This window comes from Rhodoligotrophos defluvii (assembly GCF_005281615.1).
GTDB classification, from domain to species: Bacteria; Pseudomonadota; Alphaproteobacteria; order Rhizobiales; family Im1; genus Rhodoligotrophos; species Rhodoligotrophos defluvii.
Window position 1 is genome coordinate 887,156 of record NZ_SZZM01000001.1, and the last position, 21,716, is coordinate 908,871.

General features: G+C 64.6%; 21 protein-coding genes. All 21 read left to right on the plus strand.

Translation table 11 applies throughout. The annotated features are described in order from the left end of the window. Positions 1-139 precede the first annotated feature (139 nt). The 21 genes from E4P09_RS04265 (at position 140) to pnp (ending at position 21,691) form a co-directional block, all read left to right on the plus strand. On the plus strand, positions 140-697 hold the full coding sequence (locus E4P09_RS04265) for an ActR/PrrA/RegA family redox response regulator transcription factor (protein ID WP_137388309.1): 558 nt from the start codon (positions 140-142) through the stop codon (positions 695-697). Between the two features lie 5 nt (positions 698-702). Beyond that, positions 703-1,383, plus strand: a complete 681-nt coding sequence (gene tsaB, locus E4P09_RS04270; protein ID WP_137388310.1) for a tRNA (adenosine(37)-N6)-threonylcarbamoyltransferase complex dimerization subunit type 1 TsaB — start codon at positions 703-705, stop codon at positions 1,381-1,383. Between the two features lie 2 nt (positions 1,384-1,385). Beyond that, positions 1,386-1,865, plus strand: a complete 480-nt coding sequence (locus tag E4P09_RS04275) for a GNAT family N-acetyltransferase (RefSeq protein ID WP_205042008.1) — start codon at positions 1,386-1,388, stop codon at positions 1,863-1,865. 75 nt (positions 1,866-1,940) lie between these two features. Next, on the plus strand, positions 1,941-2,369 hold the full coding sequence (locus tag E4P09_RS04280) for a Fur family transcriptional regulator (RefSeq protein ID WP_137388311.1): 429 nt from the start codon (positions 1,941-1,943) through the stop codon (positions 2,367-2,369). Beyond that, positions 2,356-3,264, plus strand: a complete 909-nt coding sequence (locus tag E4P09_RS04285) for a lysophospholipid acyltransferase family protein (RefSeq protein ID WP_137388312.1) — start codon at positions 2,356-2,358, stop codon at positions 3,262-3,264. The genes E4P09_RS04280 and E4P09_RS04285 overlap by 14 nt, the downstream gene beginning before the upstream one ends. 19 nt (positions 3,265-3,283) lie before the next feature. After that, positions 3,284-4,675, plus strand: coding sequence for a tRNA (N6-isopentenyl adenosine(37)-C2)-methylthiotransferase MiaB (gene miaB, locus E4P09_RS04290; RefSeq protein WP_137388313.1), 1,392 nt, complete (start codon positions 3,284-3,286; stop codon positions 4,673-4,675). A gap of 14 nt (positions 4,676-4,689) precedes the next feature. Then, positions 4,690-5,721, plus strand: a complete 1,032-nt coding sequence (locus E4P09_RS04295) for a PhoH family protein (protein WP_428977685.1) — start codon at positions 4,690-4,692, stop codon at positions 5,719-5,721. After that, positions 5,718-6,260 carry an rRNA maturation RNase YbeY gene (gene ybeY / locus E4P09_RS04300; RefSeq protein ID WP_428977697.1) on the plus strand — a complete coding sequence of 181 codons (543 nt, stop codon included), beginning with the start codon at positions 5,718-5,720 and terminating at the stop codon, positions 6,258-6,260. Before E4P09_RS04295 ends, ybeY begins: the two co-directional genes overlap by 4 nt. Before the next feature lie 212 nt (positions 6,261-6,472). Then, positions 6,473-7,348 carry a hemolysin family protein gene (locus tag E4P09_RS04305; protein WP_239025019.1) on the plus strand — a complete coding sequence of 292 codons (876 nt, stop codon included), beginning with the start codon at positions 6,473-6,475 and terminating at the stop codon, positions 7,346-7,348. A 116-nt stretch (positions 7,349-7,464) separates the two neighbouring features. Further along, positions 7,465-9,081, plus strand: a complete 1,617-nt coding sequence (gene lnt, locus E4P09_RS04310) for an apolipoprotein N-acyltransferase (RefSeq protein ID WP_205042009.1) — start codon at positions 7,465-7,467, stop codon at positions 9,079-9,081. A 230-nt stretch (positions 9,082-9,311) separates the two neighbouring features. Beyond that, positions 9,312-9,737 (plus strand): helix-turn-helix domain-containing protein, encoded by a 426-nt coding sequence (locus E4P09_RS04315; RefSeq protein ID WP_137388316.1) that lies wholly within the window; start codon positions 9,312-9,314, stop codon positions 9,735-9,737. Between the two features lie 178 nt (positions 9,738-9,915). Continuing rightward, complete coding sequence (metK, locus tag E4P09_RS04320) at positions 9,916-11,085, plus strand: methionine adenosyltransferase (RefSeq protein WP_137388317.1); 1,170 nt, start codon at positions 9,916-9,918, stop codon at positions 11,083-11,085. 52 nt (positions 11,086-11,137) lie between these two features. Beyond that, a complete protein-coding gene (gene trmB / locus E4P09_RS04325) occupies positions 11,138-11,812 on the plus strand; it encodes a tRNA (guanosine(46)-N7)-methyltransferase TrmB (protein ID WP_205042010.1) in 675 nt (224 codons plus the stop codon). A 262-nt stretch (positions 11,813-12,074) separates the two neighbouring features. Continuing rightward, positions 12,075-12,584 carry a ribosome maturation factor RimP gene (gene rimP, locus E4P09_RS04330; RefSeq protein WP_239025020.1) on the plus strand — a complete coding sequence of 170 codons (510 nt, stop codon included), beginning with the start codon at positions 12,075-12,077 and terminating at the stop codon, positions 12,582-12,584. Positions 12,585-12,626: 42 nt separating this feature from the next. Next, positions 12,627-14,249 carry a transcription termination factor NusA gene (gene nusA / locus E4P09_RS04335; protein ID WP_137388319.1) on the plus strand — a complete coding sequence of 541 codons (1,623 nt, stop codon included), beginning with the start codon at positions 12,627-12,629 and terminating at the stop codon, positions 14,247-14,249. After that, positions 14,212-14,886, plus strand: coding sequence for an RNA-binding protein (locus E4P09_RS04340; RefSeq protein ID WP_170984225.1), 675 nt, complete (start codon positions 14,212-14,214; stop codon positions 14,884-14,886). The genes nusA and E4P09_RS04340 overlap by 38 nt, the downstream gene beginning before the upstream one ends. A 3-nt stretch (positions 14,887-14,889) precedes the next feature. Continuing rightward, positions 14,890-17,625, plus strand: coding sequence for a translation initiation factor IF-2 (gene infB, locus E4P09_RS04345; protein ID WP_137388321.1), 2,736 nt, complete (start codon positions 14,890-14,892; stop codon positions 17,623-17,625). Positions 17,626-17,747: 122 nt separating this feature from the next. Next, positions 17,748-18,158, plus strand: coding sequence for a 30S ribosome-binding factor RbfA (gene rbfA / locus E4P09_RS04350; protein ID WP_137388322.1), 411 nt, complete (start codon positions 17,748-17,750; stop codon positions 18,156-18,158). Between the two features lie 6 nt (positions 18,159-18,164). Continuing rightward, positions 18,165-19,112 (plus strand): tRNA pseudouridine(55) synthase TruB, encoded by a 948-nt coding sequence (gene truB, locus E4P09_RS04355; RefSeq protein WP_428977698.1) that lies wholly within the window; start codon positions 18,165-18,167, stop codon positions 19,110-19,112. 32 nt (positions 19,113-19,144) lie between these two features. Next, the gene (rpsO, locus tag E4P09_RS04360) at positions 19,145-19,414 is read left to right on the plus strand and encodes a 30S ribosomal protein S15 (protein ID WP_137388324.1); all 270 of its coding nucleotides are present in this window, start codon (positions 19,145-19,147) and stop codon (positions 19,412-19,414) included. A 129-nt stretch (positions 19,415-19,543) separates the two neighbouring features. Further along, positions 19,544-21,691, plus strand: coding sequence for a polyribonucleotide nucleotidyltransferase (gene pnp / locus E4P09_RS04365; protein ID WP_137388325.1), 2,148 nt, complete (start codon positions 19,544-19,546; stop codon positions 21,689-21,691). The last annotated feature ends 25 nt before the right edge of the window (positions 21,692-21,716 follow it).

Here is a 21,716-nt window from a genome sequence, read left to right on the forward strand (position 1 = left end):
GGAGGCCGCATGTGACTAATTGTCGTCCCGGATGGTGCGGGGTTGCGCTAACGTTGTTCTGCACATTCGCGACCGTTCCATGCGTAACCCGGTATGATGAAGGCCTGAGGTATGGCCTTGCGTAATGAGGCGATCTGACATGATCGAACAGAACAGCGACCAGGCATCTGGCCGCGACCGCACCTTGCTCATCGTCGATGACGACAAGCCGTTCCTCACCCGTCTCGGCCGGGCGATGGAATCCCGCGGCTTTTCCGTCGAAATCGCGGAGACCGTGGCCGAGGGCGTCGATCGCGTCGCCAAGCTGCCGCCGGCCTATGCGGTGGTGGACATGCGGCTCGAGGACGGCAACGGGCTCGACGTAATCGAGGCGCTGCACAAGGCGCGGCCCGATGCGCGCGCCATCGTGCTCACCGGCTATGGGAACATCGCCACCGCCGTGAACGCCATCAAGCTTGGTGCAGTGGATTATCTGGCCAAGCCGGCCGATGCGGACGACGTGTATAATGCCTTGGTCGCCGATGGCGACATCAAGGCGCCACCGCCGGAGAATCCGATGTCGGCCGACCGGGTCCGGTGGGAACACATCCAGCGCGTCTATGAGCTGTGCGGCCGCAATGTGTCCGAGACGGCCCGCCGGCTGAACATGCACCGCCGCACCCTCCAGCGCATCCTCGCCAAGCGCGCGCCACGCTGAAGCCGATGCGCATCCTGGCTCTCGATACCGCCATGAACGCGTGCTCCGTGGCGGTGGTTGATGCGGCGGACGAAGCGCTGACGGTTCTGGCGGTGCGCAGTGAGCCGATGGAACGGGGTCATGCCGAGGCGCTGATCCCGATGGTGGGCGAGGCCATGTCGGCGGCCGGCCTCACCTTTGCGGAGCTCGACCGGGTGGCAGTCACCATCGGTCCCGGCAGCTTCACCGGCACCCGAATCGGCGTTTCGGCGGCACACGGCTACGCGCTGGCCAGAGGCATACCGGCCGCTGGGGTCACCACGCTCCAGGCGGTCGCCCTGACCACCAGGGGTCTCTACCCCGACGACCGAGACATCATCGTTCTGTTCGATGCACAGCGCGGCGAAGTCTATGGCCAGGCGTTCCGCGGGCCGTTTTGCGTGCCGATCGCAGAGCCAGCCGCCTATACCGTGGCCGGCGCCATGCAGCTGCTGCCCCGCGGCAGCTGCATTTTGGCCGGCTCCGGCGCTCACCTCCTGGCGCAAGCGTCCCGCCGCGGCAATCTCGCGCTTGCGGACGTGAGCAGCCTGCCAGACCCGGTTTGTGTCGCGCGTCTCGGCCTGCATGCGAGAGACCAGGCAATGCCGCTCTACCTGCGCCCGCCCGATGCCAAGCCGCAAGCGCCGCAGATCCTTCGGGCAGGTTGAGCTTGTGCGCATCCGGCTCATGGGTGATTGGGGCAGCCGGCGCAGCTGACATTCCCCTGCTCGCGCAGCTTCATGGGGACTGCTTTGCCGATGCGTGGAGCAGCGCGGATTTCGCGAAGCTTCTGGCCATGCCTGGAACGCTCGGGCTCATCGCCAACCGCCGCGGCCAGCCGGAGGGATTCGCCTTGCTTCGCCACACCGGAGAGGAGGCGGAAATCCTGACCATCGGCGTTCTGCCAGCCGCACGCCGCAAGGGGCTCGGGCGAGCGCTGCTCGCAACCGCGCTCGACTGTGCGGCGAAGCTTTCCGCCCGCGACGTCTTCATCGAGGTCGACATCCACAATGCTCCGGCCCTGGCGCTGTATCGAGCGCTGGGCTTCGCCGAATGCGGCCGGCGCCGCGGCTATTATCATTATCGCGACGGAACGGTGGCGGATGCGCTCATCATGCGCTGGCGCGGGCCCCTGGCGGGCGGCGCCTGAGCATTGCGCTCGATCGTTTGAATTTCTATACCTTGAAGTTGAGCATGTGAGCCGGACGGAGTACTGGGCGAAGGCATGGAGGAGCAGACCAGCATAGAGCAGCGGTGCATCGAAAAAGGACTGCGGATGACCGACCAGCGGCGCACCATCGCGCGGGTGCTGGCGGAGGCGACCGACCATCCTGATGTTGAGGAGCTGCATCGCCGCGCCGCGGCCGTCGATGAACGCATCTCGCTGGCGACTGTCTATCGCACGGTGAAGCTGTTCGAAGACGAAGGCATACTCGACCGGCATGACTTCCGGGACGGCCGTGCCCGCTATGAGCAGGCGTCCGAGACCCATCATGACCATCTGATCGACGTTGAATCCGGCGATATCATCGAGTTCCGCGACGAGGAGATCGAGCGCCTGCAGGAGCTGATCGCCCGCAGGCTCGGTTATCGCCTGATCGATCACAGGCTGGAGCTGTTCGCGGTGCCACTGAAGCCGGATGAAAACAACTGACGAGCCGGTCGGCATCGTGCCGGGCATCGCCGGCCGGGCGCGAGCCTTGGGCATCATCGCAACGCTTGGCCTGATCACGCCATCCCTGATGGTGCTGCAGTGGCTGTTTCTGCGCTTCTGGCCCAAAGGCGCGCGGCAGCTGCCTCATCATTACCATCGGCTGGTGGCACGCATTATCGGCATGCGCATCACCGTGCAGGGGACGCGGCCGGAGCCTGGCCCGTGCCTCATCGCGGCCAACCACTGCTCCTGGCTCGATATCGTCGCGCTCAGTGCGGTGGCACCCCTCTCGTTCATCGCGAAATCGGAAGTGGCGGCCTGGCCGCTTTTCGGCACCTTCGCCCGGCTGCAGCGCACCGTGTTCGTCGACCGCCAGCGCCGCGTCAAGGTGACCTCCTCCCGCGACGAGATCCGGGAGCGCCTCGCCGGAGGCGAGCGGCTGGTGCTGTTTCCCGAGGGCACCTCGACCGATGGCATGCGGGTCTTGCCGTTCAAAAGTGCCCTCCTCGGCGCGGCGGAAACCGTCGTTGACGGGCGGCCTGTACCGGTCCAGCCGCTCACGATTGTCTATACAGGCTATCGCGGAGTGCTTATGGATCGCTGGCTTCGGCCTGCCTATACATGGTATGGCGACATGGAGCTGGCGCCCCATCTCTGGCGCGTGCTGCAGCTGGGCCCGTTCGAGGTGACGGTTGAACTGCACGAGCCGCTGACGCTTGCCGCTGTTGGCAGCCGCAAGGCGCTGGCGTGCAAGGCCGAGCAGAAGGTGCGGGCGGGCCTGATTAAGGCCTTGACCGGGCATGATCGGCCCGAACGTTCGCGTTCGGGGCTTGACGTGCAGCCGACGGCGGTCGAGATGGAGCAGGCAAATAACGCCATGCCCGCAGCGAGCTGATCCTTGGAAAAAGGCTGAAATGACCGAGACCCGGAAAAAGGTGTTCATCAAGACCTATGGCTGCCAGATGAACGTCTATGATTCCGAGCGCATGGGCGATGTGCTCGCTGGCCTGGGCTACGGTGTGACCGAGACCGCCGACGAGGCGGACCTGGTCATACTGAATACCTGCCATATCCGGGAGAAGGCGGCGGAGAAGGTCTATTCGGAGCTCGGCCGCTATCGCGAGCAGAAGCGGGCACGGGCACGGGACGGCAAGCCGCTCGTCATCGGGGTTGCAGGTTGCGTGGCGCAAGCCGAGGGCGAGGAAATCGTGCGCCGGGCGCCAATGGTGGATTTGGTCTTCGGCCCGCAGACATACCACAGGCTGCCGCATCTGCTGACCCGCTTCGCCGAACAGGGCCGGCCCGTGGTCGAAACCGACTTTCCCGCCGAGGACAAGTTCGACCATATGCCCACCACACCGCATGCCGGCGGGCGGCGGGCGGTAACGGCGTTCCTCACCGTTCAGGAGGGTTGCGACAAATTCTGCACCTTCTGCGTGGTACCCTATACCAGGGGCGCGGAGGCGTCGCGCCCGGTGCGCAAGATCATCGAGGACGCGCGCCGCATGGTCGACCAGGGCGTGCGCGAGATCACGCTGCTCGGCCAGAATATCAATGCTTATCGCGGCGAAGCGCCAGATGGGCGGCGCTGGTCGCTCGGCCGCCTCATCAACGAGCTGTCGGCGATCGAAGGCTTGGCGCGCCTCCGCTATACCACCAGCCATCCCCGTGACATGGATGACGAGCTCATCGCCGCCCATCGCGACAATCCCAAACTGATGCCCTATCTGCACCTGCCGGTGCAGTCGGGTTCGGACGCGGTCCTCAAGGCCATGAACCGCCGGCACACGGCCGCGAGCTATCTGGAGATTATCGGCAAGATCCGTGCCGGCCGGCCCGATATCGCGCTCTCTTCCGATTTCATCGTCGGCTTCCCCGGCGAGACGGAACGGGATTTCGAGGCGACCATGGCGCTCGTCGAAGCCGTCGGCTACGCCTCGGCCTTCTCTTTCAAATACAGTCCGCGTCCCGGCACGCCCGCCGCCGAGATGGACAACCAGGTGCCAGAGCCCGTCAAGGCCGAACGCCTGACCCGCCTGCAGGCGCTGCTTAATAGCCAAAATCGGGCGTTCCTTGCGTCCTGCGTCGGACGCGAGATGGACATTCTCATCGAAAAACCTGGCCGCAAGGCGGGACAACTGGCGGGACGGTCACCATATCTTCAAGCTGTGCATGTAGAAGACGCGCATCACAGTATTGGTGATATGGTCCGAGTGTGCATAGACTCTGTTGGCGGTAGCAGTCTTTCGGCACATATTATACCCAGTGGTGCCGATTCTCCGGTACACGCCAAGGCAACGGCCTGAGGAGAACCAACACTTTGTGTCCTGTTACGCAGGCGGGTGACGACATTATCGAAGGCGCGCGGCAGACGGCCGCTGGACAAGATACGCTGATCTTAGCCTTTGACGACAACCGGCTCCTTTCGGAGCTCTTCGGCGAACATGACGAACATCTCGCACTGATCGAGGAACGGCTCGGCATCGAGGCCACGCCGCGCGGCAACAGAGTTGCCCTGCACGGTCCCGCCGCGGCTACCGAGACGGGCCGCCAGGTGCTGCTTGCCTTGTTCGACAAGCTCCGCCGCGGGGCGCGCATCGATCTGGGCGAGGTTGAAGGCCAGATCAGGCTGGTGCGTGCCCGGGCGCACAGCCCCGAGCTGCCGGCGGGCGATGTCAGCATCCGCACCAAGCGCAAGATCATTCATCCGCGCTCGCCCACACAGCGCGCCTATATGGCAGCCATGAAGAGCCATGAACTGGTGTTCGGCTCGGGGCCCGCGGGCACCGGTAAGACCTATCTTGCGGTGGCGGCGGCTGCAGCCTCCCTTGCTGCGGGTGAGGTCGACCGGATCATCCTGTCGCGTCCCGCGGTCGAGGCCGGCGAGCGTCTGGGCTTCCTGCCCGGCGACATGAAGGAGAAGGTCGATCCCTATCTTCGCCCGCTCTACGACGCGCTCTATGACATGCTGCCCGCCAATCTGGTGGCCCGCGGCCTGACCGATGGCACCATAGAGATCGCGCCCTTGGCCTTCATGCGCGGCCGCACCCTGCAGCGTGCTTTTATCATTCTGGACGAGGCGCAGAACACCACGCCGCAACAGATGAAGATGTTCCTGACGCGGCTTGGCGAGCGCAGCCGCATGGTGGTCACCGGCGATCCCACGCAGGTCGATCTGCCCAAGGGGGTGCGTTCGGGCCTGGTCGACGCGCTGCGGCTCCTTGACGGGGTCGAGGGCATTGCCCATGTGAGGTTCACCCAGGCCGACATCGTGCGCCACCCGTTGGTGACGCGCATCGTGGAGGCCTATGACCGCGACCGCTCGAGCACGCGGCCCGAAGATACGGACTGATAATGGACGGACTGTCGGCGCCCTCAGAGGCGCCCAGGCTCAGCATCGATATCCTGATCGAGGATCAGGCCTGGAATGATAACGATGTGGACGATCTCGAAGGCCTGACCTGCTCGGCCGTGGAAGCGGCTTGCTCGGTGGCTGGCCTTGTTGGCCAGGAGACCGAAGTTTGCGTCCTGTTCACGGATGACGACGAGATTCGCCGGCTCAACGCGGAATTTCGCGGCAAGGACAAGCCGACAAACGTGCTGTCCTTTCCGGCCGGTGACGGCCCCCAGCCAGAAGGTGCTCCGCTGATGCTCGGCGACATCGTGCTCGCCCGCGGCGTTGTGGTTGCGGAAGCCGCCGCGCAAGGGAAGCCATTGGCAAGTCATGTCGCGCACCTTATCGTGCATGGCATGTTGCATCTCGCCGGCTTCGATCATGAGCAGCATGAGGAGGCCGAGCTTATGGAGGCGCTTGAAGCCAAGGCGCTTGCACGGCTTGGAGTGCCGGACCCGTACGGCCAAACCAGCGCTGCAGCAGCGCAGGAACATTGATCTAACCCATGGACGACGACCCTCGATCTAGACCAAACATGGTGGTGCCCGGTGACGGCGCCGCTTCTTCCCCTGTGATGACCGGCGCGACCTCGGAACGAAGGCCGCTCAGCCAGTTCTGGTCACGCCTGCGCCAGGTTTTCCGATCGGATGACCCGGGCCTTGGCCAAAGTCTGCAAGCAATGCTGCAGAGCCAGGATCCTGCTGGCGCCGTGGCCACCGCGACCCCTGAAGCCCGGGCGATGCTGCTGAAGATTCTCGAATTCGGCGAGCTCCGCGTGGACGACGTGATGGTCTCGCGCGCCGATATCATCGCCATCAGCGAGAAGGCGAAGCTGAACGAGGCGCTGCTGATGTTCGCGGACGCCACCCACTCGCGGCTGCCCGTGTACCGGGAGACCCTGGACGAGCCGGTTGGCATGCTGCACATCAAGGACCTGCTGCAGTGGCTCATCAGCCGAGGCATGGCGGGCCAGCCGCTGCCGCAACGGACGGAAGACGGCGATATCAGCGCCATCATCCAGGCCGCACCCCAGCTGAGCCTTGCCGCGGTGCCGCTCGATATCGAGATCGCCGCGACGGGCTGCATTCGCGACGTGCTGTTTGTGCCGCCCTCCATGCCGGCGGCCGACCTGCTGGTTCGGATGCAGGCGACCCGTAGCCACATGGCGCTGGTGGTGGATGAATATGGCGGCATCGCGGGCCTTGTGACCATCGAGGACATCGTCGAGGAGATCGTTGGCGACATCGACGACGAGCACGACGAGGAAGAGCCCATGATCCGCCAGGAGCCGGACGGCACCTATGTTGCGGATGCGCGTGCGGCGATCGAGGATGTGGAAGGGGTCCTCCAGGTTGACCTTTTGCCCGACGAAGAAGACGAGGACGTGGATACCCTGAGCGGACTGCTGTTCTCGCTGGTTCGGCGCGTTCCGGCACGAGGCGAGACCGTGACGCACCCCAGCGGCATCACGTTCGAGGTGCTGGACAGCGATCCGCGGCGGCTTAAGACGATCAGGATCATTCCAGGGCCGGAGCGGCCGTCTCCGGGCAACGGCAACGGCAGCAGCGGCTATCTCACCCAGTAGCCGGAAACGCCCGGACCCGTAAGCCCGCTGCACCTGGGGATGGCCCTCCACTTTTGGTTGACCTCTATCCGGGCAGGTCATATCGCATCCCCATGCAACGAACCGTCGCACGAATCATGGCGCTGACCGGCTGGCGGCGGCTGTCCCTCGCTGGCCTGGCCGGCGTGCTGGCAGCTTTGGCCCAACCACCGATCTATGTCCTGCCTGCGCTATTCGTCGCTTTTCCGGTTCTGGTCCTGTTGCTCGATGGCGTGGCCCAGGCCCACGCACCAAGCCGCCGCCGATTCGCAGCAGCGTTTGCAACGGGCTGGGCTTTCGGTTTCGGCTATTTCCTCCTGAGCTTGTATTGGGTTGGCGAGGCCTTTCTCGTTGAGGCGGAGACCTATGCCTGGATGCTTCCCCTGGGTGTCGTGGTTCTGCCTGCCGGAATGGCGCTCTACTGGGGCCTCGGCAGCGCCCTGGCCATAGCGCTGTGGCCGAGAGGACCGGCCCCATTGGGCGTGGGCAGGCTGCTCGCACTCAGTGCGTGTCTCAGCGCGACGGAATGGCTGCGCGGCCACCTCTTCACCGGCTTTCCCTGGGCTCTTCCCGGCTACGCGCTTGGGCTTTCGGAAAGTCTCGCCCAAGGCGCGTCACTCGTCGGCGCCTATGGCCTGACGTTGCTGATGGTTTTCGCCGCCTGCCTGCCGGTGCTGCTGATCGACCGCGCCGCATTGTCGCTGCGGCGGTCGCTGCCGTTTCTGGCGACCATGGCCTTCTTCGCCGGACTGTGGACATTCGGGGCGGAGCGGCTGTCGCATGATGCCAGTACGGCCGCCCCTGGCCCCCGCGTGCGCATCGTCCAGCCCGACATTCCGCAGGGCGCGAAGTGGAACCCGCAATACGCCACTGAGATCCTCGATCTGTTCCTGGAGCTCTCGACGGCCAAGCCGCCTACCAATCCGCGGGGTCTCGCGGCCGTCGATTACCTGATCTGGCCGGAAAGCGCCCTGCCTTTCCTGCTTGACGAGCGGGCCGACGTGCGCGGGGTGATCGGCGCGGTGCTCCCGGATAACGTCACTCTGTTCACCGGCGCGATCCGGCGCGGCCCGGATCCCGACAATCCCGGCAGCCAGGGACTTTTTTACAACAGCCTGCAAGTGATCGACCATACCGGCACCGTGATCGCCGGTTATGACAAGCAGCACCTGGTCCCCTTCGGGGAGTATCTGCCTTTCGAAAGCCTGTTGCGGCCCCTCGGATTTCGCAAGCTGGTGACGGTGCCGGCCGGTTTTGCAGCCGGATCCGGCCCCCGGACGCTTGCTTTGCCCGGCATTCCGCCCTTCAGCCCCTTGATCTGCTACGAGATCATCTTTCCCGGCGCCGTCGCGGACGAGGCCAGGCGTCCGCAATGGCTCCTCAACGTGACCAACGATGCCTGGTTCGGCCAGTCCCTGGGCCCGCACCAGCATTTCGTCCAGGCGAGGTTTCGCGCCATCGAGGAGGGGCTGCCGCTGGTCAGGTCAGCCAACACGGGTATTTCAGCCGTCATTGACCCGTATGGCCGAATTGTGGAACAGATCGGGCTTGGTGAACGAGGCTTGATCGACACCGATTTACCATCAGCTTTACCGCCAACTGTGTATTCCCAATATCATGAATGGATCCTTAGTCTTCTAATCGTTTCCGCTCTATTGATTTCAATTCGAGTCAATTCTTCATTATCGAACATCAATTGGGCAAAGTCGTTCTGAAATCACGCCACACTACGACGCGACTTAGGATCCCCGAATCGAGCTCGGAACCGTTTCTGCTCCCTCGCGCTTGGCCGATCTGTACAGAGCGACGCGGCGTCACAAGTTGCGACTGCCTTGACGGGGGATGAGTCTTATACAATCGTGTAGTGCAGATTACTGTTCTGGTGTATCGATTCTCCACATTGCGAACATTGTCAGGCTGGGGGTACGCGGCCTGAGGGGCTAGTATGGTAAAACGGAATCCTAATCCAATCGACGTCCACGTCGGTAGCCGTGTCCGGATGCGCCGGATGCTGATCGGCATGAGCCAGGAAAAGCTGGGGGAGCAGCTCGGGCTGACCTTCCAACAGGTTCAGAAATACGAAAAGGGGTCGAACCGCGTCAGTGCCAGCCGCCTATATCAAATGGGCCGCATTCTCGGCGTGAATGTGCAGTACTTCTTCGACGAACTGCCGCACACCACCGTGAGCGCCGCCCTTGAGCCGGGCTTCGCGGAGAGTGCTGGAGAGCCGATCATCATGGACTTCCTCACGAGTTCCGAAGGCCTGCAACTCAACAAGGCTTTCACCCAGATCAAGGACCCGGGCGTGCGCCGTAAGGTGGTGGAGCTCGTCCGAACTCTGGCTGGTGAGAACACCGAGCGCGAAGAGTAGCTGAGGCGTATCGACCTGGGGGAGAGGATTGATTCCCCATCTTGACGACGTGCCGTTCGTTTGACAGAACAACGCTCCGGCGCACAGCGCGCTCGCTACGGGAGTGGGGGTCACGCTCGTTCGTGCAAGTCCTTGGCCGCGTTCGTCGCGCCCATGGCCAACCAGGTCAGATACGTCAGTGGCTAGAAAGCAATATCTCTTCACCAGCGAATCGGTTTCGGAAGGTCACCCCGACAAGGTGTGCGACCGCATTTCCGACGCTGTGGTAGACACCTACCTCGCGGCTGATCCGTATTCTCGCGTGGCCTGCGAGACCCTTGCCACCACCAACCGTGTCGTCCTGGCTGGCGAGGTACGGGGGCCAGGCACCGTCACCAAGGATCACCTGGTCGAGGTCGCACGCGCCGCCGTCCGCGACATCGGCTATGAGCAGGAAGGCTTCCATTGGCGGGATGCCGACGTGCAGGTCTATCTGCATGCGCAGTCCGCCGATATCGCGATGGGTGTCGATGCATCCGGCAACAAGGATGAAGGCGCCGGTGATCAGGGCATCATGTTCGGATATGCCTGCCGGGAGACCGACGCGCTGATGCCCGCGCCGATCATCTACTCCCACCGCATTCTGAAGAGCCTGGCCGAAGCGCGGCATTCCGGTGCCCAGCCCGACCTCGGTCCGGATGCCAAGAGCCAAGTCACCCTGCTGTATGAGAACGGCAAGCCGGTCAAGGCCACGTCGGTGGTGGTGTCGACCCAGCATTCAGAGAAGGTCTCGGTCGATCAGGTCCGTGAAATCGTGCGGCCCTATGTCCTCTCGGTCCTGCCGGACGGCTGGTTCCCCTCCGAGGATGAATTCTACGTCAACCCCACCGGGCGCTTCGTCATCGGCGGCCCGGACGGCGATGCCGGCCTGACCGGCCGCAAGATCATCGTCGATACCTATGGCGGTGCGGCCCCTCACGGCGGGGGCGCCTTCTCCGGCAAGGACCCCACCAAGGTGGACCGTTCGGCCGCCTACGCCTGCCGTTATCTGGCAAAGAACGTGGTGGCCGCCGGCTTGGCTGACCGGTGCACCATCCAGATCTCCTATGCAATCGGCGTCTCGAAGCCGCTATCGCTTTACGTCGACACCCACGGCACCGGCAATGTGGACGAAAGCCGGCTCGAGATGATCCTCGGGGAGCTGGTCGACCTTTCGCCCCGCGGCATCCGCGAGCACCTGCAGCTCAATCGGCCGATCTATGCGCGCACCTCCGCCTATGGCCATTTCGGTCGCGAACCGGAGGCTGACGGCGGCTTCTCATGGGAAAAGACCGACTTGGTCGATGAACTGCGGCGTGCCTTCTCCTGACAGAGGCGGGGGCCCGGATACCGGCCGCCCTGAAGGACAACGCCGCCGTGCCATGGTCTATGGGCGCCGCAGCGGCCACAAGCTGCGGCCCAGCCAGGCTGCGCTCACCGAAACACTGCTCCCCCGGCTGCGGCTGGATCCGTCCGCACTGCCGTTGCCACTCGAGCGGGCGTTCAAGGCACCCGTCCGGGAGATATGGCTTGAAATCGGCTTCGGCGGCGCCGAGCACCTTCTCTGGCATGCCCGGCGCAATCCTCAGGTCGGCTTTATCGGTGTCGAGCCCTTCATCAACGGCATGGCCAAGCTCCTGTCGGCCGTCCAATCGGAGGGGCTCGCCAACATCCGGGTCTATGACGGCGATGCACGCCTTCTTCTCCCCGAGCTCCCGACCGCCTGCCTGAGCCGCGCCTTCGTGCTGTTTCCAGATCCCTGGCCCAAGAAGCGCCACAACAAGCGCCGTATCATCAATGCCGAGACGCTGGCTGAGCTCGCCCGCGTGCTGAAGCACGGTGGCGAGTTGCGCCTGGCCAGCGACATTCCCGATTACGTCAGGTGGATGCTTGCTCATGCCCGCCGGGTACCGCAGTTCGTTTGGGCGGCTGAGCGAGCGGAGGACTGGCGGACCCGCCCCGAGGACTGGCCGCAGACCCGCTACGAGCAGAAGGCTGTCCGCGAGGGGCGGACCCCTGCCTACCTGCGCTTTCACCGTGCGGCGCCAGCCAGTTGATCATCCGGCTTCAGCGCCCTTGGCTCGGCGATGCGCATCGCCCGACGCACCCCCAACGGGGTTGTCATCTCCGCGCAAGACGCTATATTGCGGCCTAAGCATGGTCATTCTCATATAGTCGACCTCGCGAGAGGCTCGAAGTTGTGGGAGTGGGCCCGTCAAGGGTCCGCTTTTTTTGTTATTGGACGCATCTAACGCACAGGACCGGGAACCGGATTCGAGCTGGAACGCCCGTCTGGCGCGGGAGGAAGGGCCCGCGCGCGTGGTGGCTGAGTTGGTCGAGCCGGTTCTGACGGACATGGGCTACCGCCTGGTCCGGGTCAGGATCACCAGCGAGCGCGGCCAAACCTTGCAAATCATGGCCGAGCGCCCCGATGGCACGATGACCATCGACGACTGTGAGGCGGTAAGCCGCGTGATCTCGCCCTTGCTGGATGTCGAGGACCCGATCGCCGGTGAGTACACGCTGGAGGTCTCCTCTCCGGGCCTCGACCGGCCATTGGTTCGCCTGGGCGATTTCGAGCGCTGGATGGGGCATGAGGCCCGGATCGATCTGGTGCGGCCGGTGGACGGCCGCCGTCGGCATCGCGGGATTATCAAGGGTGTGACCGGCCGCAGCGTAAGCGTCCTCGTGGACGAGGGCGCCGCTGGCAAGGTCGAGATGGTGGTGGCCTTCGACGATATTGCCGAGGCCAAGCTGGTAATGACGGACGAACTGTTCCGTATGGCGCTCAAGCGCCAGGGCAAACAGGGCAAGGACTTTCTGGATTAACCGATCGCGCAATGCGGCGTCGGTGATGATCGGAGTAGAGGAATGGCTGACACGGCGGTAAGCGCGAACAGGCTTGAGCTGCTGCAGATCGCGGATGCAGTTGCCCGCGAGAAGTCGATCGACAAGACAGTGGTCCTCCAGGCCATGGAGGATGCGATCCAGCGGGCCGCCCGGTCGCGCTATGGCACCGAGAACGACATCCGCGCGGAGATTGATCCCAAGACCGGCGAGATGCGCCTGCAACGGCTGCTCGAGGTGGTCGAGGAGGTCGAGAACGAGCACACCCAGATCAGCCTGAAGGACGCCAGCCGGCGCAACCCGGCCGCCCGGATCGGCGATTTCATCGCCGAACCGCTGCCACCCATCGATTTCGGCCGCATCGCCGCGCAAAATGCCAAGCAGGTGATCGTGCAGAAGGTGCGCGAGGCGGAACGCGAGCGGCAGTACAACGAGTACAAGGACCGGATCGGCGACATCGTGCACGGGCTGGTCAAGCGCGTCGAGTATGGCAACGTGATCGTCGATCTCGGCCGTGGCGAGGCCATTCTGCGCCGGGACGAGACGCTGCCGCGTGAGACGGTGCGCAATGGGGACCGCATCCGCGCCTATATCCAGGACGTGCGCCGCGAGCAGCGCGGGCCGCAGATCTTCCTGTCCCGGACCCATCCCGCCTTCATGGCCAAGCTGTTCGCCCAGGAGGTGCCGGAGGTCTATGACGGCATCGTCGAGATCGTTTCGGTAGCCCGTGACCCCGGCAGCCGTGCCAAGATCGCGGTGCGCTCCAAGGACAGCTCCATTGATCCGGTTGGCGCCTGCGTCGGCATGCGCGGCAGTCGCGTCCAGGCTGTGGTGAACGAGCTGCAGGGCGAGAAGATCGACATTATCCCGTGGTCCCCTGACGCGGCGACGTTCATCGTCAACGCCTTGGCACCGGCGGAAGTGACTAAGGTCGTGCTCGATGAAGAGGCCCAGCGTATTGAAGTCGTCGTGCCGGATGACCAGCTTTCGCTTGCGATCGGTCGCCGCGGTCAGAACGTGCGCCTCGCCTCTCAGCTCACCGGCTGGGACATCGACATCATGACCGAGGCGGAGGAATCGGAGCGGCGCCAGAAGGAGTTCGCCGAGCGGACCCAGCTGTTCATGGATGCGCTCGACGTGGACGAAATGATCGCCCAGCTTCTCGCGTCGGAGGGCTTTGATTCGATCGAGGAGGTCGCCTATGTCCCCGTGGACGCCCTTGCCGAGATCGAAGGCTTCGATGACGCCACCGCGCAAGAGCTGCAGATGCGCGCCAACGAATACCTGGACCGCCAGGCGGCCCAGTATGACCAGCGCCGGCGCGAACTCGGCGTCGAGGACGCCCTGGCAGAGATCGACGGTGTGACCCCGGCCATCATGGTCGCGTTGGGCGAGAATGGCATCAAGACGGTGGAGGACCTGGCCGATTGCGCGACGGACGAGCTCGCCGGCTGGACAGAGCGCCAGAAGGGCGAGGTGACCAAGCACGACGGGCACCTGTCGCCTCTCGGTGTGACCGCTGCGGAAGCAGCAGCAATGATCATGGGGGCCCGCGTGAAGGCCGGTTGGATCGAGCCCGAACAGGCCGAACCAGATGCGGAGGTCGAGGATGACGATGCCGCAACACGCGAGGAGGGTGCCGCCTGACGCAAAGCCCGCCGTGGCAGGCGATCGGGCCAAGGTTGAGCGCCGCTGCATTGTCACGCGCGACGTGCGTGAGCCTGAGGATATGGTGCGATTCGTCCTGGCGCCCGATGCCTCGGTCACGCCGGATCTGAAACGCGAGTTGCCCGGCCGCGGCGTCTGGATCACGGCGCGGCGGCACCTGGTCGAGGAGGCTGTACGCAAAAAGCTGTTTGCGCGCGGCTTCAAGCAGCAGGTCACGGTCGCCGACGACCTGGCGGATCGTGTGGCGAAGCTCATGGCGGATCGGGCGCTCGGCCTTCTGAGCTTTGCCAACAGGGCCGGTCTCGTGGCGACCGGTTTCGAGAAAGTGGCGGAAGCCATAGCAAGCGGACGGACCGCGGTGTTGCTTCAGGCCGCGGATGGCGCGATGAATGGCCGCCAGAAGCTCGCAGGAAAGCTTGCGGGCTCGGGCAGGACGGACGTGGAGATCATCGAGATCTTCACAGGAGAACAATTGAGTTTGGCATTGGGCAGGTCAAATGTGATACACGCTTCGCTCGGCCAAGATAGACTGACAAAGGCGTTCCTGAAGGCAGCGCACAGGTACGAGCACTTCACTCTGCCACCCGGCAGATCAGCGGCGCTGCAGGACCGTTGAGGAATGACGGATACAAAAGACACAGATAACACGACAGCAGGCGGTGGGCGGACCTTGAGTCTGCGCCGAAGCACCGTGGAGCAGAGCCGCGTCAAGCAGAACTTCTCGCATGGCCGCACCAAGCAGGTGGTGGTGGAGAAGAAGCGCAAGCGCGTGCTCGGCCCGGGAACGCCTGGAGCACGTCCGGATCTCGCCGGCCAGGCAGAAGCGGCGCCACAGCAGCGTCGCGCTACGGCCCCCGCGACCCCGCCCGCAGGCGGCGCCCAGGCACGCCCGGCCCAGGTGCATGCGCCGCAGCCTGCGGCCCAGCCGGCAGACGAGACCCGTGGCGATCAGCGCCGTTCGGCGCCCGGTCGCGACGGCGGCGCCGGACGCTCCGGCGTGGTGTTGCGCACCCTGACCGAGGAAGAGCGCGAGGCGCGCAGCCAGGCCCTGGCGGAAGCCAGAGTGCGTGATGCCGAGGAACGTCGCCGTGCCGAGGAAGAGGCAAGGCGGCGAGCCGAAATCGAGGAGCAGGAGCGCCGCGAGCGCGAGGCTGAGGAGCGTCGCCGCGCCGAAGAGGCGCGTCTGAGGGAGGCTGAGGCTGGTAAGGCGGAAGTGCCGCAGACAGAAGCGACCCCGCAACAGGCGCCCGCAGCACCCGAGCCCGCCGCGGCCCCTGCGCCCCATGCCGCGCGCACCGGCGAGCAGCGCCCCGCCGAGGCCCGCAAGACTGAGGCCCGGCCTGCTGCACCGGCCGTCCAGCCCAAAGCTGTCGAGGTCGATGACGAGGAGGATGTGCGGGGCCGGGGCAAGGCCAAGCGCGAAGTGAAGGCGCCGACCCGCGTCAAGACAGACATCGAACGCCGCCGTGGCCGGCTGACGATCGGCAACGCTTTGAGTGCAGACGAGGACCGCGAGCGCTCGCTCGCGTCCATGCGCCGGCGCCAGGAACGGCAGAAGAAGCAGGCCGGACAATTCCAGCAATCGACCGAAAAGATCGTGCGCGACGTGATCATCCCCGAGGCGATCACCATCCAAGAACTGGCGAGCCGCATGGCTGAACGCGCGGTGGACGTCATCAAGTACCTGATGCGTCAGGGGCAGATGCACAAGATCAACGACATCATCGATGCCGATACCGCCCAGCTGATCGCCGAGGAAATGGGCCACCGCGTCAAGCGTGTTTCGGAAGCGGATGTGGAAGAAGGCCTGATGGGCGTCGAAGACACCGCCGAGAACACCCAGCCGCGGGCGCCGGTGGTGACCGTGATGGGCCACGTCGACCATGGCAAGACCTCCCTTCTCGACGCGATCCGCCATGCGGATGTGGCGGCCGGGGAGGCAGGCGGCATCACCCAGCATATCGGCGCCTATCAGGTGGAAACGCCCAGCGGCATGATCACCTTCATCGACACGCCGGGCCACGCCGCCTTCACGGCCATGCGCGCCCGTGGTGCGAAAGTGACCGATATCGTGGTGCTGGTGGTCGCGGCCGACGACGGCGTGATGCCGCAGACGATCGAGGCCATCAACCATGCGCGGGCGGCCCACGTGCCGCTCATTGTGGCCATCAACAAGATCGACAAGCCCGATTCGGACCCGAACCGAGTGCGGACGGATCTGCTGCGCCACGAGGTCGTGGTGGAGAGCATGGGTGGCGACACCTTGGAGGTCGAGGTCTCGGCGCTCAAGGGAACCAACCTCGACAAGCTGCTCGAGACCATTTTGCTGCAGGCCGAGCTGTTGGAGCTTCGGGCCAATCCCGATCGGCCGGCCGATGGCACTGTGGTCGAGGCGCAGCTGGACAAGGGCCGCGGCCCCGTGGCAACCGTGCTCATTCAGCGCGGCACACTCCGCGTGGGCGACATCTTCGTGGCCGGCACCGCGTGGGGCCGGGTGCGCGCGCTGGTGAACGATCGCGGCGTGAACATCATGGAGGCCGGCCCATCCGTGCCGGTAGAGGTGCTGGGTCTGGGCTCCACGCCCGAAGCAGGCGACCAATTCGTGGTGGTGGATTCCGAAGGCCGGGCGCGCGAGATCACCGAGTACCGCGAGCGCAAGCGGCGCGAGCTGAAGGGCGTGGCACCAAGCGCCAGGGCATCCCTCGAGCAGATGATGAGTCAGCTGCGCGAGGGCGCACGCAAGGAAGTGCCGGTGGTGATCAAGGGCGACGTCCAAGGCTCGGCCGAAGCCATCGTGCAGGCCTTGGAGAAGCTCGGCAACGAGGAGGTCACCGCCCGCGTGCTGCTGTATGGCGTCGGCGGCATCACGGAATCGGACGTCACGCTTGCGGCCGCGTCCGGTGCCGTCATCCTCGGCTTCAATGTCCGCGCCAATGCCCAGGCGCGGGTGGCGGCCGAGCAAGCCGGCATCGAGATCCGCTATTACAACGTCATCTACGATCTGGTGGACGACGTGAAGCGGACCATGTCCGGCCTGTTGGCGCCGGAGCTTCGCGAGGAGTTCCTGGGCAATGCGGAGGTGCTGGAGATCTTCAATATCTCCAAGGTCGGCAAGATCGCCGGCTGCCGGGTCACCGACGGCACCGTTCAGCGCGGCGCCAAGGTGCGCCTCATCCGCAACAATGTGGTCATCCACGAAGGCACCTTGTCCACGCTCAAGCGTTTCAAGGACGAAGTGCGCGAGGTGGTGGCGGGCCAGGAATGCGGCATGGCGTTCGAAGGCTACCAGGACATGCGCCCTGGCGATGTCATCGAATGCTATCGGGTGGAGACGATCGCTCGCACCCTGGACTGATGCTGGTCGCGTGAATGACGTGGGAGCCGGGGCTTTAGGGGCCCGGCTCTCGTCATATTCAGCGGATCGAAACCAGATCCGAGCTCAAGCGGCGGAAAAGCATCGGCCCTGAAGAGGCTTCAATGGCAGATCATCGGAAAGGCGCACCCAGCCAGCGGCAATTGCGAGTAGGCGAGCTCATACGCCATGCTCTGGCTGAGATCTTCTCGCGCGGCGACACTTACGACCCGGCGCTCGACGGAGCGGTCACCGTTGTCGAAGTGTCGATGAGCCCGGACCTGCGGCACGCGACCGCCTATGTCATGCCCTTTGCCGGCCACCGCTCGAACGAGGTGATGGCCGCGCTCGAACGGTCCCGCAAGCGCATCCGTGGCGAGGTGGGACGGCGGGTAACCCTCAAGTTCCTGCCGGACTTGCACTTCCGCCAGGACACATCCCTCGACTACGCGGCCCGCGTCGACGAGATCCTGCATCGTCCGGACGTGGCGCGCGATCTCGCGCGCCGCGACGAGGACGACCAAGACCATGAGTGAACACCCATAGAGCACGAGGCGAACGGAACGATGGGGCGCAGACGGAAGGGCGATGCGGTCAATGGCTGGATTCTGCTGGACAAGCCCAAGGGCATGACCTCGACCCAGGCGGTTGCCCAGGTGAAGCGGCTGTTTAATGCCCAGAAGGCCGGCCATGGCGGCACGCTCGACCCGCTGGCCACCGGCATGTTGCCGATCGCGCTCGGTGAGGCGACCAAGACCGTGCCCTTCGTTGTGGAAGGCACCAAGGTCTACCGATTCACCGTGCGCTGGGGCCAGGAGACAAATACGGATGACATGGAAGGCGAGGTCACGGCCGAAAGCGCCACCCGCCCGGCGCCCGAGCAGGTGGACGACATTCTGGACGACTATCTCGGCGTGATCATGCAAACGCCCCCGCAGTTTTCGGCCATCAAGATCGCCGGCGAGCGCGCCTATGACCTGGCGCGCACCGGCCAGAGCGTGACGATCGCCGCGCGCGAGGTGGTGATCGATCGGCTGGATCTTGTGGAGATCCTGGATGATGACCATTTCGTCTTCGAAGCGGAATGCGGACCTGGCACCTATGTTCGCGCGTTGGCCCGCGACATGGGCCGGCAGCTCGGCTGTTACGGACATGTGGTGGCACTGCGGCGGCTGCGCGTCGGCCCGCTCGGCGCAGACGACATGATTTCGCTGGAAGAGCTGGAGGAATTGAGCGATAAGACACCCGGCCGCGAGGCCCTTTATGAAGTTCTCCGCCCTGTCGGGACCGCGCTGGACGACATCCCGGCCCTGGCCATCGGCAGTGCGGATGCGGCTCGCCTCAAGAGAGGTCAGCCGGTCATCATGCGCGGCAGAGACGCTCCCGTTCTCGACGGCACCTTTCTCGCACAGCTTCACGGCAAGCCCGTGGCGCTTGTCGAGATCAGCCAGGGAGCCCTCAAGCCAAAGCGTGTGTTCAATCTGGCCTGATTGAGGCCGCCGAGACTGAGAGGAGCTACCCGATGTCGATTACTGCCGAGCGCAAGCTCGAGATCATCAAGGACAACGCCCAGTCGGACACGGACACGGGTTCGGCCTATGTGCAGATTGCCGTGCTGACCGAGCGGATCAAGAACCTGACCGAGCATTTCCAGACCCATGCCAAGGATAACCATTCCCGGCGCGGACTGTTGAAGCTGGTCAGCCGCCGTCGCAAGCTGCTGGATTATCTCAAGCGCAAGGATGAGGCCGGCTATCAGGCCATCATCAAGAAGCTGGGGATCCGTCGCTGATTTTCGCCCCCGTCCAGGGGGCAACACGTTTCATGAGGTCGCCGGCACGGGGTCGGCGACCCGCAAGCCCATAGGATGCCGCCAGGGAAGTGAACTGGTGAGGCGGCGAGGGCTTAAGGAAGGTACGACATGTTTGATATCCACACAGAAGAATTGGAATGGGGTGGACGGCCGCTCAAGTTCGAGACGGGCCGCATTGCGCGCCAGGCCGACGGGGCCGTATTGGTAACCTATGGCGAGACCACGGTGCTTGCCACCGCCGTCGCCGAGCGCACCGCCAAGCCGGGCGTCGACTTTTTCCCCCTGACCGTCAACTATCAGGAGAAGAGCTATGCCGCCGGAAAGATTCCAGGCGGCTTTTTTAAGCGCGAGGCCCGGCCCTCGGAAAAGGAGACCCTGGTTTCCCGCCTGATCGACCGTCCGATACGGCCGCTCTTCGTCCCGGGCTTCCGCAACGAGACGCAGGTGATCGTCACCGTCATCTCGCACGACATGGAAAACGATCCGGATATCGTTTCCATGGTGGCGGCATCGGCCGCTCTGACGATTTCAGGCATCCCGTTCATGGGCCCCATCGGGGCCGCGCGCGTCGGCTATATCGACGGCCAGTATGTGCTCAACCCCAGCCTGCAGGAAATGCCGGACACCAAGCTCGATCTGGTGGTGGCGGGCAGCGCCGACGCGGTGCTGATGGTCGAATCCGAAGCGCATGAGCTGTCGGAAGAGGCCATGCTCGGCGCCGTGATGTTCGGGCACCGGGCGTTCCAGCCGGTCATCGACGCCATCGTGCGCCTGGCCGAAAAGGCCGCGCGCGAGCCGCGCGAGGTGCAGCTCCCCGACACGAGCGAGGTCTATGCCAAGGTGAAGTCGCTGGCCGAAGCCAAGCTCCGCGAGGCCTATGCGGTCGTATCCAAGGCAGCGCGCCAGGAAGCGGTAAGCCGGGTCAAGGACGAAGTGGTCGAGGCGCTTGCCGGTGCCTCTGCCGAAACCCCTGCTGACCTTCAGGCGGTGGGCGAGGCGTTCAAGACCCTTGAAAAGGAAATCGTCCGCGGCAACATCCTCGACACGGGCAAGCGCATCGACGGGCGCACCCTGACCGACATCCGCCCCATCGACTGCCAGGTTGGCGTGATCCCGCGCGCTCATGGCACCGCGCTGTTCACCCGTGGCGAGACGCAGGCGCTGGTGTTCACCACCTTGGGTACGGGCGAGGACGAGCAGTTTGTGGATGCGCTTGAAGGAACCTACAAGGAGTCCTTCATGCTGCACTACAATTTCCCGCCCTTCTCAGTGGGCGAGACCGGCCGCACCGGCTTCACCGGCCGTCGGGAAATCGGCCACGGCAAGCTCGCATGGCGCGCCGTCCATCCGCTGCTGCCCTCCAAGGAGCAGTTCCCCTACACGATCCGCGTTGTCTCGGAGATCACCGAGTCGAACGGCTCGTCGTCCATGGCGACGGTGTGCGGATCCTCGCTCGCGCTGATGGATGCGGGCGTGCCGCTGAAGCGCCCGGTGGCCGGCATCGCCATGGGTCTGATCAAGGAAGAGGACCGGGTGGCGGTGCTCTCCGACATCCTCGGCGACGAGGACCACCTGGGCGACATGGATTTCAAGGTGGCCGGTACCCAGGAAGGCATCACCTCGCTGCAGATGGACATCAAGATCTCCGGCATCACCGAAGAGATCATGCGTACCGCGCTGTTCCAGGCCCGCGAAGGGCGCATGCACATCCTGGGCGAGATGAACAAGGCGCTGGGCTCGGCCCGCTCCGGTCTTGGCGAACACGCACCGCGCATCGAGGTCATGACCATTCCGGTGGATAAGATCCGTGAGGTCATCGGTACGGGCGGCAAGGTCATCCGCGAGATCGTCGAGAAGACCGGCGCCAAGATCGACATCTCCGACGATGGCACCATCAAGATCGCCTCCTCAAAGGGCGACCAGATCGACGCGGCCATCAAGTGGATCAAGAGCATCGTCTCCGAGCCGGAGATCGGTGAGATCTACGACGGCAAGGTGGTCAAGGTCGTGGACTTCGGTGCCTTCGTGAACTTCTTCGGCAGCCGCGACGGTCTGGTCCATGTGTCGGAACTGGCGCCGCACCGGGTCGAGAAGGTCTCCGACGTGGTGAAGGAAGGCCAGTCCGTGAAGGTGAAGCTGATCGGCTTCGACCCACGCGGCAAGGTGCGCCTGTCCATGAAGGCGGTGGACCAGGAGACGGGTGCCGATCTCACCAAGCAGGCAAGCCCGGAAGCCAAGGAAGAAGTCGGCGGCTGACAAGCACAGCCCCCGATTTGCAGCA